Below are 14,216 nucleotides of genomic sequence, written 5' to 3'. Positions count from 1 at the left end.
GATGACGGGCCGACGCCCAGCTTGAAGATATCAAAGACCGACAGGAACATCGGATCAGGCACCCGTGCCATAGATCGGGTGCGCCGCGCATAGCGCACGCACCTCGGCCAGCACCGCCGCCTCGACGCCAGCATCGCCTTCGGGATTGGCGGACAGTGCGTCGATCACCTGCAACACCAACGAACCCACCTTGCGGAATTCGGCCACGCCAAAGCCGCGCGTGGTGCCCGCCGAAGTGCCAAGCCGCACGCCCGATGTGACAAACGGCTTTTCTGGGTCAAACGGGATCGAGTTCTTGTTGCAGGTAAGTCCGGCACGTTCCAAAGCGGCCTCTGCCGCCTTGCCCGTCACGCCCTTGGGGCGAAGATCGACAAGAACCATATGGCAATCGGTGCCGCCTGATACGATGCCAAGGCCACCTTCCACCAGCACTTCAGACAGCGCCTGCGCATTGGCGATCACGGCCTTTGCATAGTCCTTGAACGACGGGTCTAGTGCTTCTCCAAAAGCCACGGCTTTGGCAGCGATCACATGCATCAGCGGGCCGCCCTGGTTGCCGGGGAACACAGCCGAGTTGAACTTCTTGCCCAGGGCCTCGTCATTGGTCAGGATCATGCCACCGCGCGGGCCGCGCAGGGTCTTGTGCGTGGTCGTAGTCACGACATGGGCGTGGGGCATCGGGTCGGGGTATTGCCCTGCCGCAATCAGGCCCGCGTAATGCGCCATGTCCACCATCAGATAGGCACCGACCTCATCCGCAATAGCGCGGAAGGCGGCAAAGTCGATGTGGCGCGGATAGGCCGAGGCACCGGCTATGATCAACTTGGGCTTTTTCTCCAGCGCCACTGCGCGCACATTGTCCATGTCGATCAGTTGGTTGTCGGCGCGCACTTCATAGCTGACCACATCGAACCACTTGCCCGACATGGTGACAGGCGAGCCGTGGGTCAAATGCCCGCCATGAGCAAGGTTCAGCCCCATGATCCGGTCGCCCGGCTGCAGCAGCGCCAGAAACACCGCCTGATTGGCCTGTGCGCCGGAATGCGGCTGCACGTTGACAAAGCCTGCGCCGAACAGCTTTTTGGCGCGGTCGATCGCGATCTGTTCCACCACATCGACATGCTCGCAGCCGCCATAGTAGCGTTTGCCGGGGTAACCTTCAGCGTATTTGTTTGTCAGAACCGAGCCTTGGGCGCGCAGCACATCAAGGCTGACGATGTTTTCCGACGCGATCAGCTCGATCTGATTCATCTGGCGATCAAGCTCGTGCGCGATGGCCTCGGCGATGGCCGTATCGGTGATCTGGTTGGCGTTCAGGGACTTCAACATGACAAGGGCCCTTTCAGGCGAAAGCAGGGGGAGCGCCCAAAAGGCGCGATGATATGTGCGAAGGCGTCAGAGCCCGCAAGCAAACTCACGCAGGGCGATGTCCAGAAGCTCGGACACATGCGGGAAGAACGACCGCCAGACCTCGATCCGGAAAGCATCGTCGGCGTCACGGATCAGCACGACCTGTGCGCTGTCAAACAGCGTGCGCTTGGCGGTACCGGGCGCCATGCGCGACAGATCCAGGGGGCAGGCGACCGTCAGGAATTCCTGAGCGCGGGGGCCAGTGATGGCGATCGTGAACTCACGGTCCGAGATCACTGTAAGGCTGTGCGGAGCCTTGGTCCGTGCCTTGGCAAAATCGGCCACGATGGCTGCCTGTTCAGCCTCGGGAGCGTGCAGCAGCCATTCGTCTGGCCCAAGGCACCAGGCAGCGTGACCGTTCTTGACGACACCTTGCCCGATCTTGGTCGGCAGCGGCAGGCCAAAGGCCGCCGAGGCCGCGGCCAGATTGGCGGGGGCGATGCGAAGGTTCAGCCGCGCCACGGGTGGCAGAACGGCAATCGATACGTTGGCAAACGATTTTACGGGGGCGTTCATTCTGGCATCCTCCTCATTCAACCTTCAGCCGGTCACCTTCGGGGTCGTAGAACACGCACCCCGTGACCTTTGCTGCCTGCGAGCCGCCATCCGCCGTGGGGATATGCAGCGTGTCGCCCATCCGGTCAAAGCCGCCTTCGACTACAGCCATGGCAATCGACCGTCCCAACGCCTCGGACCAATAGGAGCTGGTCACATGGCCGATCATCCTCATCGGTTTGGACTGCTTGGGGTCCAGCACGATCTGCGCGCCTTCGACCAGCACGGTCTTCGGGTTCTCGGTCAGCAAGCCGACCAGTTGTTTGCGCCCCTTGGCGACGATGTCAGGCCGTGCGAGCGAGCGCTTGCCGACGAAATCGGGTTTAGCTTTGCCGATGGCCCAACCGATCCCGGCGTCCTCGGGCGTCACGGTGCCGTCGGTGTCCTGACCGATGATGATATAGCCCTTTTCGGCGCGAAGGACGTGCATGGTTTCGGTGCCATAGGGACAGATGTCGTAGGGCTTGCCCGCCGCCATCAGTTTTTCCCACAGCGCGCGGCCGTGGCGGGCTGGGACGTTCACTTCGAACCCCAACTCGCCGGTAAAGCTGATGCGGAAGAGGCGTGACGGGAACCCGGCCACGGTGCATTCGGCAACCGACATATGCGGGAAGGCGGCGTCGGACATATCCTGGCCTTCGACCAGCGGTGCCAGCAGTTTACGGGCGTTCGGGCCGTTGATCGCGATCGTCGCCCATTCCTCGGTCGTCGAGGTCAGCCAGACCTGAAGCTCTGGCCATTCGGTCTGCAGGTAGTCTTCCATCATGTTCAGCACGCGGGCAGCGCCGCCCGTGGTGGTGGTCACATGGAACAGATCGTCGCGCATCCTGCCAATCACGCCATCGTCGCGGATGAAGCCATCTTCGCCCAGCAGAAGGCCGTAGCGGCATTTGCCGGGGGCGAGTTTGGCCCAAGGGTTGGTGTACATGCGGTTCATGAATTCCACCGCATCGGGGCCGGACACTTCGATCTTGCCAAGGGTGGAGGCGTCGAAGATCCCCAGCGACTGGCGCGTGGCCCGGCATTCACGATTGACCGCCGCGTGCATATCCTCACCTGCCTTGGGGAAATACCACGCACGCCGCCACAAGGCGACGGGTTCGAACGCTGCCCCGTTTTCGGCGGCCCAGCTGTCAATCGGTGTCTTGCGCGTCACCTCGAAGTGGCTGCCTTTGTGATAGCCTGCCAGCGCGCCAAACGTCGTCGGCGTATAGGGTGGGCGGAAGGTGGTCAGACCAACCTGCGGGATGTCCTTGCCAAGCGCATCGGATGCGATGGTCAGCCCGTTCATGTTGGACAGCTTGCCCTGATCGGTGGCCATGCCGTTGGTGGTATAGCGTTTCACATGCTCGATAGACCGCATTCCTTCGCGCACCGCCAGCCGGATATCCTTGGCCGTCACATCGTTCTGGAAATCGATGAAAGCCTTGGCGCTGCCGGGGCTGCGGTCTGTCGGGAGTTCCTTTTGGGTGATGCCCGTGCCGGTGCGGTCGCCGGTGACGGCATAGGTTGCCGCACCCGCTTTGCGGCCCAGATCGCGCAGCGCATCCGCGCCTGCCTTGGCACCATCCTCCAGCGCGGCGGCGATGCCCCAAAGCCCGCGGCCCGCGCCGGCAATATGCACGGCTTCGGTCTTGTGGCCAGGCAGATAGGCCTTGGCCTTGGCGTCCCAGTCAAGGCTGCCCTTGGTATGGCTGAACAGATGCAAGGACGGCGTCCAGCCGCCGCACATCAGAACGGCATCGCAGGCGATGGTGCGCGCGGCCCCGACGGTGCCGCCACGCACCGGGTTGACGCGGATGGACTTGACCCGCAGTCGCCCGCCCGTTGCCGTGGCGGTGTGGCCGGTCAACACCTCGATCTGGCGCGACATGGCCGCCTGCATCAGCGCGGGCGCAATATCGGTGCGGGTGTCAACGATGGCCGCCACCTTGCAGCCCGCATCGGCCAGATCAAATGCCGTGTGCCAGGCGCTGTCATGGCTGGTCAGGATCACCGGGCGGTTGCCGACCTTGACGCCAAAGCGGTGCAGGAAGGTTTGCGCGGCCCCCGCCATCATCACGCCGGGGCGGTCGTTGCCGTCAAATACCATCGGGCGTTCAATCGCGCCTTGCGCCAGAATGACCTGACCGGCACGGACCCGCCAAAGTCGTTCACGGGGGGCATCGGCGGGGACATCCGACAGATGGTCTGTCAGCTTTTGGCACAGACCCACCATGTTCTGGTGGTAGTACCCGATCGCCGTGGTCCGGTGCATCAGCCGCACATTCGGCATGCCCGCCAGTTCGGCAAGCGTGGTAGCCAGCCAATCCCATGCCGGTTGGCCCTCGATCATCGGCGAGGGTTCGGACAGGAGCGTGCCACCCATCTCGGCCTGCTCGTCCACCACAGTCACCGAAGCTCCGCTGCGCGCGGCGGTCAGTGCGGCAGCAAGGCCAGCAGGACCGGAGCCAACGATCAGCACATCACAGTGCAGATAGCGGCTGGCGTAATGGTCGGGGTCAAGTTCGGTCGGCGACCGGCCAAGACCGGCGGCGCGGCGGATGAAGGGCTCATAGACCTTGTCCCAGAAGGACTTGGGCCACATGAAGGTCTTGTAGTAGAAGCCCGCCGAAAACAGCATATAGAGCCGGTCGTTGATCGCGCCGAGGTCGAATTTCAGACTGGGCCACTTGTTCTGGCTTTCCGTCGTCAAACCGCTGTAGATCTCTTGCATGGTGGCGCGGGTGTTGGGTTCAAACCTGCCTGGCCCACGACTGGTGCCGATCAGGGCGTTAGGCTCTTCGGACCCTGCAGTCACCACGCCACGCGGACGATGGTATTTGAAGCCGCGCCCCATCAGGTGTTCGCCATTGGCGAGCAGTGCCGAGGCGACGGTATCGCCTTCAAAGCCGGAGAATGTCTTGCCGTCGAAGGTGAAGCGCACGGGCCGGTTCGGATTGACGCGGCCACGTCCCTTGATGCGATAGTCGTTCATTCTGCGGCCTCCAGCTTGGTCACATCAGGGCGGGGTTGCCCGGCGGGATACGTGGTCAGGAAACGGTCAGAGACGGTGTCGCGCAACGCGTTGAAGAACCGACCGCAGCCGTGAATGTGGCGCCAGCGTTCGGCGTGCAGGCCGCGTGGGTTTGACCGGATGAACAGGAAATCGCGCCATTCCTCGTCGCTGAGCTTCGACGGGTCGGCAGGCCGCGCGATATGCGCCTCGCCTGCATAGGCGAATTCCAGTTCGGGCAAGGCGTCATCGCAATAGGGGCAGTTGATCAAAAGCATGGGTTTCTCCTTAGTGCGCGACGGCGGCGGCGGCGGCTTCGTCGATCAGCCGACCCGTGGTGAAACGTTCCAGCGTGAAGGGCGCGTTCAGTTTGTGCGGCTCGTCCTTGGCCACAGTCCAGGCCAGCAGATGTGCCGCCCCCGGCGTGGCCTTGAACCCGCCGGTGCCCCAGCCGCAGTTGACATACAAGCCCTTGACCGGGGTTTTTCCGAGGATGGCCGAGCGGTCGGGCGTCACATCGACGATGCCACCCCATTTGCGCAGCATCCGCATGCGGTTGAAGATCGGGAACACTTCGCAGATCGCGGCCACAGTATGTTCGATCAGGGGCAGCCCTCCACGTTGGGAATAGCTGACATATTGGTCGGTGCCCGACCCGATCACTAACTCGCCCTTGTCAGACTGGCTGATGTAGGCGTGAACGGTGTTCGACATCACAACGCAGGGGAAAATCGGCTTGATCGGCTCAGACACCAACGCCTGCAACGGATAGCTTTCCAGCGGCATCTTCACACCCGCCGTTTGCATGATCACAGAAGTGTGCCCCGCCGCCGAGACCGCGACCTTTTTCGCGCGGATAAAGCCCTTGGCGGTTTCCACCCCTTCGACCGACCCATCAGCCCCGCGCCGGATCGAAATCACCGGGCAGTTCTGGATGATATCGACGCCGCGCTTGGCCGCAGCCCGCGCGTAGCCCCAGGCCACCGCGTCGTGCCGCGCGGTGCCTGCGCGCATCTGCAACGCCGCCCCCATTACCGGATAACGGGCATCGGGCGACACGTTCAACGGTGGGCAAAACGCCTTGGCCTCGGCGGTGGTCAGCCAGCGATTGTCGACGCCGTTCAACTGGTTGGAATGGATGTGGCGCTGGAACGACTGCACGTCATGCACGTTGTGCGCCAACATCATCACGCCGCGCTTGGAATACATGATGTTGTAGTTCAGTTCGGTCGAAAGGTTGTCCCACAGATCCAGCGCGTGGTCGTAAAGCTTGGCGCTTTCGTCATAGAGATAGTTACTCCGGATGATCGTGGTATTGCGCCCGGTATTGCCGCCGCCCAGCCAGCCTTTTTCGATCACCGCGACATTGGTGATGCCATGTTCCTTGGCCAGATAATAAGCTGCCCCCAACCCATGGCCGCCCGCACCGACGATGATGACGTCATATTCCTTCTTCGGCTGTGCGTCCGGCCATTGCTCGGTCCAGTTCTTGTTGCCGGTCAGGGCATTCTTAAGCAGCGACATGGCAGAGAAATGGGTCATCACGGGGCCTTTCGGGATGGCTTCGTTGCGATGCTCCATAATGGCAGGTGGCGCGATTTTGTACTGTATGGATGCGTCAGAATGACGTTATGATTGCGCCACACTTCTGGAGGCCCACCCATGCAGGCAACTTCGACGTCTGCCTCTTCGCCACGCCTGCGGGTTGGTTTCATCCTGACCCGGCGCTTTACGCTCTGCGCCTTTGCAAACTTCGTGGATGTCCTGCGTCTTGCGGCTGATGAAGGCGATGGCTCACGCCCCATTCTGTGCGGCTGGCGGGTGCTTTCCACCACGACGGACCCTGTAGTTTCCAGCAGCGGCATTGCGGTTCAGCCAGAGGAGCGCTTGGGTGACCCTGCGCGGTTTGACTACATCGTTGTCGTGGGCGGGTTGATGCAAGAGCTGGAGTATCTGGACCCTGCCCATGCCGAGTTTTTGCACCGCGCGGCCGAAGGGGGGGTGCCGTTGGTCGGGGTTTGCACGGGTGCGTTCGTGCTGCACCGAGCGGGCCTGCTGCACGGGTATCGTTGCTGCGTCAGCTGGTTTCACCACAATGATTTTCTGGAACAATTCGGCGGCATCACTCCGGTATCAGACCAGATATTCGTGGTGGATCGTGACCGGCTGACCTGTTCGGGCGGCACGAGTTCGGCGCATCTGGCGGCGTTTCTTGTGGACCGGCATATTGGCCGTGCCGCCGCCAAGAAAAGCCTGGCCATCATGATGATCGACGAGGCGATGGCGGCAGAACGACCGCAACCCGGCCTGCCGCTGGAACTGTCTACCGCTGATCCGCTGGTGCGAAAGGCGCTGCTGACAATTCAGCAACGGCTGGAAACACCGCTCACTGTGGCAGCCCTCGCCGAGTATCTGAAAACCAGCCGCCGAAAGCTGGAGCGCCATTTTTCGGATGCACTGAGCATGACGCCTTCGCAGGCAGGCATGGCGATTCGCATTGCGCACGCCGAGCTTTTGCTATCGCGCAGCGCGCGCAGCGTCACGCAGGTGGCGCAGGATTGCGGGTTTGTCGATGTTTCGCACCTGATCCGCGTGTTCAAAACTGCGCGCGGCACAACACCTGAGGTCTGGCGTCGAAAACAGGGCACCCCAATATTGTTGTCTGAAACGAACGGGTGAAGTGGCCGCTCAAGTTGCTTGAAAGAACTCCATGTCGCCAGTACCTGGCACGACATCGAAGTGTGGTCGCCGTCAGCCCCTCCAAGGGCAGACTTCTAAAGAATAGGTTCGCAACATGGCATCCAGCGAACCAGCGCCAAGGCAGCTCTGGCGTTGTGGCGACTTCCTTGGGACGCGGTCGTTGAGGATGGTCGGCACACCCTTATGGCTTGCGGCCGAGAGATCGGCCTCAGTGATGCTGCGCAGGATTGCGCCGGTGGTCACTTGCATGCGTAGTCGTCCTTCTTCAAAGGACGTCGGACCATCGAGCAATAGAAAATCGTGTCCAGCAAGCATGTTGCCGGTTGAACGGATCCTAAGCTCGCCCTAGGTTCCCACTACCACTAGGAAATCAGTGCGGCGTCGGGCCTATGGTCTGGCGTCGTTTCTGTTTCTGGGGGTTGCGTCTTTCGATCGTTTCGGGGCAGGGCATTCGTTCAGGTTCTCAATAGTGAACCTCTTCGTGTCCGTAGCTGCCTTCATAGTCGCGCCATTCGACGAAGACGGACCGATGCCGATAGTTGTGACAGTCTGCCGGTACAGCGAGATCTGAGGCGGTAGGAACCGCAGACACGCTGCTTCGACGGCGGCTGTATTCGCCTTGATCGCCGTAGCTGCCCATGTAGACACCGCCCCAACTGTTGCAGTCGCCATCAGAGCTGCGCCGCTGCTGGTAAGTGATCTCGAACACGCGGATCGAGCGGACGAAGTCAAACGCCGGATCGGAGATGTCGACATCTGCCCGATCCTGGACAAGCTGAAGTGCGAAGGGAGTTTCCGGGACCGAGACGAGCGGCACAGGCTCACCGCGTACAGCGATGTCGAACAGGCGCTCGATCGGTTTCGCCTCGCCCCGGAAACTTGCCCGCATCGGACAGTTCCAGATCTGCAGCGGTGGCTCAATCGGCCAGGGTGTGATGCGGCGGATGAAGACGGCTCGCGCATGGGCGCATTCGGCAGACCCTGGCCAGCCCCCGGCGAGACACAGCAGGATCGCGCAATCGACGGGGTAAGCCGCAACCGGGGTGACGGTTGCAGTTGACAGACCGACACCCAGGAGAAGGGCAGGGAGGAGAGGTTTCACGGGAGATCCTTCTTGGCTGAGGGCGTGTTGAGGAAGGTTGAATAGGCCTCGGTCGCCCTGTGGGCTTCCGAAAGGGCGCGACTGCGCTCGGTATCGAGGCAGGCGATGTGGGAGCTGACAGCCGCAAAGTAGGCCTCGAACTCGGCGGCGATTTCTGCGCGGTACTCGGCGAGAACTGCGTCGGGAAGGTCGGTGAACGGCACTTCGGGCGGAACGCAGCGAATCACCTCTGGTTGTGCGAAAGCTGCGGAGTTCACCATTCCAACGACGCAGAGCGCAGACAGAAGCCGCGCCCGTCGGCGCTTCGAACGAGACTCGCGGAGCCCCGCGACCGCTCCCGGCACCCGCAAAACGGTCAGTGTTTCTTGGGCTTTTCTCAACGTCTTAGCCTCACTTCCAGGCTCCATTTTTCCGGCCGACAGTCACTGCGGCGGCGGAGTTGATCCGACGGTCCAACCTGGCACGCGACGGCGCATCCATCCTTCTTTTATCGTGTTTGTCATTTTTGTGTTGAATACGCCATACTTTCTGTTAGGCATCGCCTCACAAAGAAATCTGCGATACAACGTTCCCAACAGATGATCCGAGGGGACCCCATGAATACCAAACGGCGCGCATTGCCTGTCTTGCTGGAGCGCGACTTCCGCAAGCTGGCCGCATCCGAAGGAGCGACTGTTGAGATCGAGTGTGTCAGTGCGCCCAACCCCGACGAGCGGTTCTCGGGGGAATGGCTGTTCTACGTTGTCAGCCCCGCGGGCGAACGCTTCCTGCTGGTCACGGCGCTTGCGCGGGAACGCATCGTCAACTCCCCGATCGGTATGTTCGGGCTCGCCTTCGGCAAGCTCAACCTCGACCATCTCGACGTGCCTGCTGTCGCTGGCGCTGTTTGCACTGGCATGCGGAGCCTCCCGGGCGGAAGTGATCCGCTGGAATGAGCCGGAAGGCCAGGGCGGTGACATCCAACTTGCGTCTCTGGAGACATCTGTTTTGCGCTATGACGTGCAGGGACAGCTGATTGTCCCCGTTCGCCCTGAACCGGTTGAAGAAGAAACCCGGGAAGGGGAGGCGGATGAGGCTGCTGCCAATGTGTCGTACAGCACCAAAGGCGTCGCAGCCCCACGCAATGTCCTGCCGTCCATCCGGCTGATTGCCACCCGCTATCAGGACCATCCGGCCTTGGCGCGGCTGGAGCTTTCGCCGGCCGAATGGTCTGCCTTCTTCCAGGCAATGATCAAGGTCGAGAGCAATTACACCCAAGGGGCAGTCAGCCACGCCGGTGCCCTTGGCCTTGCGCAACTGATGCCCGGGACGGCTGACTACCTGAACGTTGATCCCGCCGACCCCATCGAAAACCTCGACGGCGGCGCGCGCTATCTGCTGGAACAAATGGCCGCCTTTGGCAGCCTGGAGCTCGCCCTTGCTGCCTACAATGCCGGGCCGGAAGCCGTGCGCAAATACGACGGCGTGCCGCCCTACGCCGAGACCCAATCCCACATCGTCAAGGTGATGGCGGTCTATGACCGCATCCTCACTGAGCTCTGAACCAAGAAGGAAACCTCCCCTCATGCGTAACGAACACGTGGCTCTTCTGGGCCTTACCCTTTGCACCCTTTTTCTGGCGCAATCTGAGCCCGCACTGGCGCAGGTGGTCTTCACCAAGGCCGAAACCGTCGCGACCGGCGTTCTGGCCTCGTTCCGAGGTACCCTTGCGACCGCCTTCTTCGGCATCGCCTTTGTCGTGACCGGGTTCCTCGCGGCCTTCAACCGGATCAGCTGGGCCTGGGTGGCACTGGTCGTGGTCGGCGCCTTCCTTGTGTTCGCCGGCCCGGCCATCGTCGCCAACCTTCGCTCGTCCTTCAGCTGAGGCGAGGTCGGAGCGATGGAGAAAAGCGCGGTCATCCTCGGGCTCTCGCGGCAAGCCAAGTTCTTCGGCCTGCCGATGCCCTATGCCATGGCAGTGGGAGCGATGACCGTGCTGCCCTTCATCTTGTTCAAGCCGGTTTGGTGGTTCCTGACCGCCCCGATCTGGTACGGGCTTGCGCGCTTTGCAACGAAGCTGAACCCGAACGGGCATCATGTCTTTGCCGTGATGATGCAGGTGACGCCGATGGCCATCCTGCGGAAAGGGCGGCGTCATGTTTCTTGAGAGGGAGGGGCTGCGGGGCAGGGCGCGGGCGCTGATCCCGGCGGATCCGAAGATCTATGCGCATCTGCCTTATGTCATCGAGCTTGATGACGAGGTGGTGCGCACGCGCGACAACGGGTTGATGATCTCGCTCGAAGTGACCGGCATCGACGGAATCACATCAGGGTCTTCGGCGATCACCGCGCTGCGGGCCGGGTTCGCACATCTCCTCGATACGCTCGATGAGCGTTTCAGCTTCTATCTGCACCGCATGATGCGTCCGGCCAACGCCCAGCTGAAACCGATCCACGGTCAAAGCTTCGCCGCTGATATCGACCGGGGCTGGAGCGCCGAGTTGCAACGCCGCAATCTGCAGGAATCCGTGCTGATCCTGACCGTGGTCCGGCGGCAGGTTGCCCCGCTGGCTGTGCCACTCTTTGGTAAGGCCGCAGCAAAGGTCTGGGGCGAGGATACCGACCGGCGCTTGGAAGAGTTGCGCGAGGTGGTATCAATCCTCGAGACTGGACTTGGCGTCAAATGCCACCGTCTCAAGATCAGCGATGGCAGCCTGATCGGCTTCTACGCCTCGCTCCTGACGGGAGAGCTTCGTGCCAAATCGCGCAGCGCCTTCGGCATTATCGCTGAGGATGCCAGCGATGCCGCCATCCGTTTCGGCAAAGGCCAGTTCACGGTGGAGGAGGGGGCCGACACGCCGCGCGTTGGCGCCGTCCTCTATGTCAAATCCTATGCCACATCGACCTGGCCCGGCATGCTTGATGCACTTGGGGCCAGCCGCGACACCATCATCACCCACAGCTACACGCCCATCGAGCGCGGGAGCATCACCGAACGGGTGAAGCGCCGGGTCGCCCAAATGCGGGCCTCCGAGGACATAGCCGCCACGATCGAGGCCCAACTCTTTGAGGCCGCCGACAAGTCCGAAAGCGGCGAGCTCGGGTTTGGCATCCACCAGATGACCATCACGGTCTTTGCCGGCGATCAGGCTGCTCTCGACATCGAAGTCGCCCGCATCCGCAGTATCGCGCATCAAAACGGCATGCGGTTGGTTCGCGAAGTCACAGCGCTCGAGGCCGCCTTCTTCGCCATGCACCCCGGCAATATGGATTACCGGGCACGCGACATGACGGTCTCGTCCCTGAACTTCGCCGATATGGCAGCTCTGCATGCGGCCGACACCGGGACAGAGGCCGCACGCCTGCCATGGCAAACGCCGCTGACGCTGTTCCAAACCCTGCAAGGCTCGCTGCACCGCTTCAGCTTCCATGAACCCGGCGATCCAACAGCCGAGCCGACAAACGGCCACACCCTCGTCTTGGGCAAATCTGGCGGCGGCAAGACCACGACCGTCGCTTTCCTCGCAGCCCAGGCCCAACGAGCAGGGGGCCGAACGATCATCTTTGACAAGGAAGCCGGCCTCAAAATGGCTGTGCGCGCCCTTGGTGGTCGCTATGCCGAAATCCGCGCCGGACGCCCAACTGGCTTGAACCCACTTGCGACCGAGTCTGGCGAACGTGGCGAGGCATGGTTTCTGGATTGGCTGGTGGCACTGCTTGAATCCCGCAGCGGTCCAATGACACCTCTGCAATCCGAGGCCCTGAAATCCGCAATCACTCAGAACGGCAAGGCCCGGGAAGGTCTGCGGAATTTCCGCGCATTTCAGGAACTCTTTGGCGATGTGGGTGACGGTCTCGATCTCGCGCAGCGGATCAGCGAATGGGGGCCGGAAGGGCGCTATGGCTGGGTCTTCGGAGAGGCCGACGAACCGGTGGTGGATTTCACCAGCCATGACGTCACGGCCGTCGATCTCACCGAAATCCTCGATCTCGGCACCGAGCGCACTGCGATCCTTGGCTATCTCTTCCGCCGCATCGAGATGCTGATCGAGGAAAAGCGCCCGACGCTGATCCTGATCGACGAGGCCTGGAAGGTGCTCGATGACGAGTACTTCGCCAAGAAGCTCGCCGAATGGTTGGTCACGGCCCGCAAGAAGAACGTCGTTGTCGTGATGATGACCCAGTTCCCAAGCCAGATCCGAGGATCGAAAGCCCGTTCAATCCTGGAAGCCCTGCCAAACCAGCTCCTGTTCCCGAACGGCGAAGCCGCAAGCTCCGACTATGACGGGTTCCGGCTGACCGATGGCGAGTTGGACTTTGTCCTGAGCCCGATCCCGGGCCAGCGCATGGTGCTGTCGCGCACCCCGCGCAGTTCGACCGTGCTGAATGTCGATCTCAAAGCCCTAGGGCCGCTGTTGACAGCACTTGGCGGTGGTCAGGCCGGGCTTAACGCCTTTGGCGCCGACTACGCCGCACGGCCCAAATTCTGGAAGGAATGATTGTCCAATGAAATCAATATATTACATAACCTTGATTATCGGACTCGGAGGTTCAGGGCTTGCGGGCTGCACTGGCGTGCCGATTGCCAAGACCAATTGCTGGGCCACCGCTGGTTCTACTGTGACCACTTCCACCAAAGGCGCAAGCCCGGATGCTGGCCTTGTCTCTCGCAGCAACACATCGAGCCTTGATGTCATTCCCTGCCGCTAAACTTCAACGCTCGGCTAGGGTCTTTGCTCTAGCAACTGCGGCGCTGCCGATGATGGCGGCGGCGCAGGGCGTGCCTGTGGCCGATGGCAAGTCGATCGTCCAGCACGTTCTGGAAATCGCGCAGATGTCCTATCTCACCGGCGGTCGCGAACTTGAGGCCGACAAAAAGCGCCGCATCGACGAATTGCACCAGGACCAACTCGATGCGCTGGATGCCACGCTGGCGATGATGACGGGTCAGACACCGTGGATCGGTGATCTCGAAGTGATCCCCGGTGCTGAGGCCGAAGTCCTCTATGCAGTGGAGGACAACAACCCCTACGCAGATCGGCTCTTTGGCGATGCCAAGACCAGCATCGAAGAGATGATCGTGGCAACCGCGCAGAAATATGCCGGACACCCCGGTCTTGCCCGCGCGGGGTTGAACCCCGTCGAGTTCCGCATCTGGTTCCAAAGCCTCGTGAAGCAGGAGTCCGGGTTTTCCATCGGGGCGCGCAGCCCAGTTGGGGCCTTTGGTCTGACGCAGGTGATGCCGGATACGGCCAAAGGTCTCGGCATTTATCCCGCTTACTATGACGACCCGATGCTACAGCTTGACGGTGGCGCGCGGTACTTTCTGACGCAGTTGAATGTTGATTGCCACTGAGATTTGACCCGGCAACAGCGGAAATTGTCATTGAGAATTGACCCATGTGCAACCTTGCCCCGGCTTGAACCAGCTGGGGGCAAATGGAGTGATCGACATGGGATTTTTGAAGGTTATCA

The 14,216-nt window shown here is 61.7% G+C and carries 15 protein-coding genes; 7 read left to right on the top strand and 8 right to left on the bottom strand.

The genetic code is table 11. From position 1 onward, the window contains the following. Positions 1 to 54: 54 nt before the first annotated feature. From glyA to JNN06_RS01845, 5 genes are all read right to left on the bottom strand, one after another. Complete coding sequence (gene glyA / locus JNN06_RS01865; RefSeq protein WP_291237901.1) at positions 55 to 1,329, bottom strand: serine hydroxymethyltransferase; 1,275 nt, start codon at positions 1,327 to 1,329, stop codon at positions 55 to 57. Positions 1,330 to 1,395: 66 nt separating this feature from the next. Beyond that, entirely contained in the window at positions 1,396 to 1,926 is a 531-nt protein-coding gene (locus tag JNN06_RS01860) for a sarcosine oxidase subunit gamma family protein (protein WP_291237900.1), read from the bottom strand. A gap of 13 nt (positions 1,927 to 1,939) precedes the next feature. Next, positions 1,940 to 4,942 (bottom strand): sarcosine oxidase subunit alpha, encoded by a 3,003-nt coding sequence (locus tag JNN06_RS01855; RefSeq protein WP_291237899.1) that lies wholly within the window; start codon positions 4,940 to 4,942, stop codon positions 1,940 to 1,942. Next, a complete protein-coding gene (locus tag JNN06_RS01850; RefSeq protein ID WP_291237898.1) occupies positions 4,939 to 5,238 on the bottom strand; it encodes a sarcosine oxidase subunit delta in 300 nt (99 codons plus the stop codon). The genes JNN06_RS01855 and JNN06_RS01850 overlap by 4 nt, the downstream gene beginning before the upstream one ends. Positions 5,239 to 5,248: 10 nt before the next feature. Then, positions 5,249 to 6,502 carry a sarcosine oxidase subunit beta family protein gene (locus tag JNN06_RS01845; protein ID WP_291237897.1) on the bottom strand — a complete coding sequence of 418 codons (1,254 nt, stop codon included), beginning with the start codon at positions 6,500 to 6,502 and terminating at the stop codon, positions 5,249 to 5,251. Positions 6,503 to 6,622: 120 nt separating this feature from the next. Between JNN06_RS01845 and JNN06_RS01840 the strand changes: the two genes are divergently transcribed. Next, positions 6,623 to 7,639 (top strand): GlxA family transcriptional regulator, encoded by a 1,017-nt coding sequence (locus tag JNN06_RS01840; RefSeq protein WP_291237896.1) that lies wholly within the window; start codon positions 6,623 to 6,625, stop codon positions 7,637 to 7,639. A gap of 72 nt (positions 7,640 to 7,711) precedes the next feature. Here JNN06_RS01840 and JNN06_RS01835 read toward each other — a convergent pair whose 3' ends face one another. The 3 genes from JNN06_RS01835 to JNN06_RS01825 all read right to left on the bottom strand — a co-directional run bounded on the left by JNN06_RS01835 (position 7,712) and on the right by JNN06_RS01825 (position 9,022). Continuing rightward, positions 7,712 to 7,909 carry a hypothetical protein gene (locus JNN06_RS01835; RefSeq protein ID WP_291237895.1) on the bottom strand — a complete coding sequence of 66 codons (198 nt, stop codon included), beginning with the start codon at positions 7,907 to 7,909 and terminating at the stop codon, positions 7,712 to 7,714. A 214-nt stretch (positions 7,910 to 8,123) separates the two neighbouring features. Continuing rightward, the gene (locus JNN06_RS01830) at positions 8,124 to 8,762 is read right to left on the bottom strand and encodes a hypothetical protein (RefSeq protein WP_291237894.1); all 639 of its coding nucleotides are present in this window, start codon (positions 8,760 to 8,762) and stop codon (positions 8,124 to 8,126) included. Next, a complete protein-coding gene (locus JNN06_RS01825; protein ID WP_291237893.1) occupies positions 8,759 to 9,022 on the bottom strand; it encodes a hypothetical protein in 264 nt (87 codons plus the stop codon). Before JNN06_RS01825 ends, JNN06_RS01830 begins: the two co-directional genes overlap by 4 nt. 336 nt (positions 9,023 to 9,358) lie before the next feature. On the opposite strand from JNN06_RS01825, the gene JNN06_RS01820 reads away from it, so the two are divergent. The 6 genes from JNN06_RS01820 to JNN06_RS01795 all read left to right on the top strand — a co-directional run bounded on the left by JNN06_RS01820 (position 9,359) and on the right by JNN06_RS01795 (position 14,097). Next, positions 9,359 to 9,697 (top strand): hypothetical protein, encoded by a 339-nt coding sequence (locus JNN06_RS01820; protein ID WP_291237892.1) that lies wholly within the window; start codon positions 9,359 to 9,361, stop codon positions 9,695 to 9,697. Further along, entirely contained in the window at positions 9,681 to 10,304 is a 624-nt protein-coding gene (locus JNN06_RS01815; protein WP_291237891.1) for a lytic transglycosylase domain-containing protein, read from the top strand. Before JNN06_RS01820 ends, JNN06_RS01815 begins: the two co-directional genes overlap by 17 nt. A 22-nt stretch (positions 10,305 to 10,326) precedes the next feature. Then, the gene (locus tag JNN06_RS01810) at positions 10,327 to 10,626 is read left to right on the top strand and encodes a TrbC/VirB2 family protein (protein ID WP_050521812.1); all 300 of its coding nucleotides are present in this window, start codon (positions 10,327 to 10,329) and stop codon (positions 10,624 to 10,626) included. A gap of 15 nt (positions 10,627 to 10,641) precedes the next feature. After that, positions 10,642 to 10,908, top strand: coding sequence for a VirB3 family type IV secretion system protein (locus tag JNN06_RS01805; RefSeq protein ID WP_291237890.1), 267 nt, complete (start codon positions 10,642 to 10,644; stop codon positions 10,906 to 10,908). Further along, a complete protein-coding gene (locus JNN06_RS01800; RefSeq protein ID WP_291237889.1) occupies positions 10,898 to 13,240 on the top strand; it encodes a type IV secretion system protein B4 in 2,343 nt (780 codons plus the stop codon). Before JNN06_RS01805 ends, JNN06_RS01800 begins: the two co-directional genes overlap by 11 nt. 191 nt (positions 13,241 to 13,431) lie before the next feature. Then, a complete protein-coding gene (locus tag JNN06_RS01795) occupies positions 13,432 to 14,097 on the top strand; it encodes a transglycosylase SLT domain-containing protein (protein ID WP_291237888.1) in 666 nt (221 codons plus the stop codon). Positions 14,098 to 14,216 lie beyond the last annotated feature (119 nt).

Source organism: Gemmobacter sp. (assembly GCF_016792925.1).
Taxonomy (GTDB): domain Bacteria; phylum Pseudomonadota; class Alphaproteobacteria; order Rhodobacterales; family Rhodobacteraceae; genus Gemmobacter.
The sequence above is the reverse complement of the archived record's forward strand: the minus strand, read 5'-3'. Positions and strand labels throughout refer to the sequence as shown.

Excerpts from the sequence above, each read along its gene's own strand:
- JNN06_RS01855 (WP_291237899.1), bottom strand. The coding sequence starts at position 4,942 with ATGAACGACTATCGCATCAAGGGACGTGGCCGCGTCAATCCGAACCGG.
- JNN06_RS01820 (WP_291237892.1), top strand. The coding sequence starts at position 9,359 with ATGAATACCAAACGGCGCGCATTGCCTGTCTTGCTGGAGCGCGACTTC.
- JNN06_RS01805 (WP_291237890.1), top strand. The coding sequence starts at position 10,642 with ATGGAGAAAAGCGCGGTCATCCTCGGGCTCTCGCGGCAAGCCAAGTTC.
- JNN06_RS01810 (WP_050521812.1), top strand. The coding sequence starts at position 10,327 with ATGCGTAACGAACACGTGGCTCTTCTGGGCCTTACCCTTTGCACCCTT.
- JNN06_RS01835 (WP_291237895.1), bottom strand. The coding sequence starts at position 7,909 with ATGCAAGTGACCACCGGCGCAATCCTGCGCAGCATCACTGAGGCCGAT.
- JNN06_RS01825 (WP_291237893.1), bottom strand. The coding sequence starts at position 9,022 with ATGGTGAACTCCGCAGCTTTCGCACAACCAGAGGTGATTCGCTGCGTT.
- JNN06_RS01840 (WP_291237896.1), top strand. The coding sequence starts at position 6,623 with ATGCAGGCAACTTCGACGTCTGCCTCTTCGCCACGCCTGCGGGTTGGT.
- JNN06_RS01795 (WP_291237888.1), top strand. The coding sequence starts at position 13,432 with ATGTCATTCCCTGCCGCTAAACTTCAACGCTCGGCTAGGGTCTTTGCT.
- JNN06_RS01800 (WP_291237889.1), top strand. The coding sequence starts at position 10,898 with ATGTTTCTTGAGAGGGAGGGGCTGCGGGGCAGGGCGCGGGCGCTGATC.
- JNN06_RS01860 (WP_291237900.1), bottom strand. The coding sequence starts at position 1,926 with ATGAACGCCCCCGTAAAATCGTTTGCCAACGTATCGATTGCCGTTCTG.
- JNN06_RS01845 (WP_291237897.1), bottom strand. The coding sequence starts at position 6,502 with ATGACCCATTTCTCTGCCATGTCGCTGCTTAAGAATGCCCTGACCGGC.
- JNN06_RS01850 (WP_291237898.1), bottom strand. The coding sequence starts at position 5,238 with ATGCTTTTGATCAACTGCCCCTATTGCGATGACGCCTTGCCCGAACTG.
- glyA (WP_291237901.1), bottom strand. The coding sequence starts at position 1,329 with ATGTTGAAGTCCCTGAACGCCAACCAGATCACCGATACGGCCATCGCC.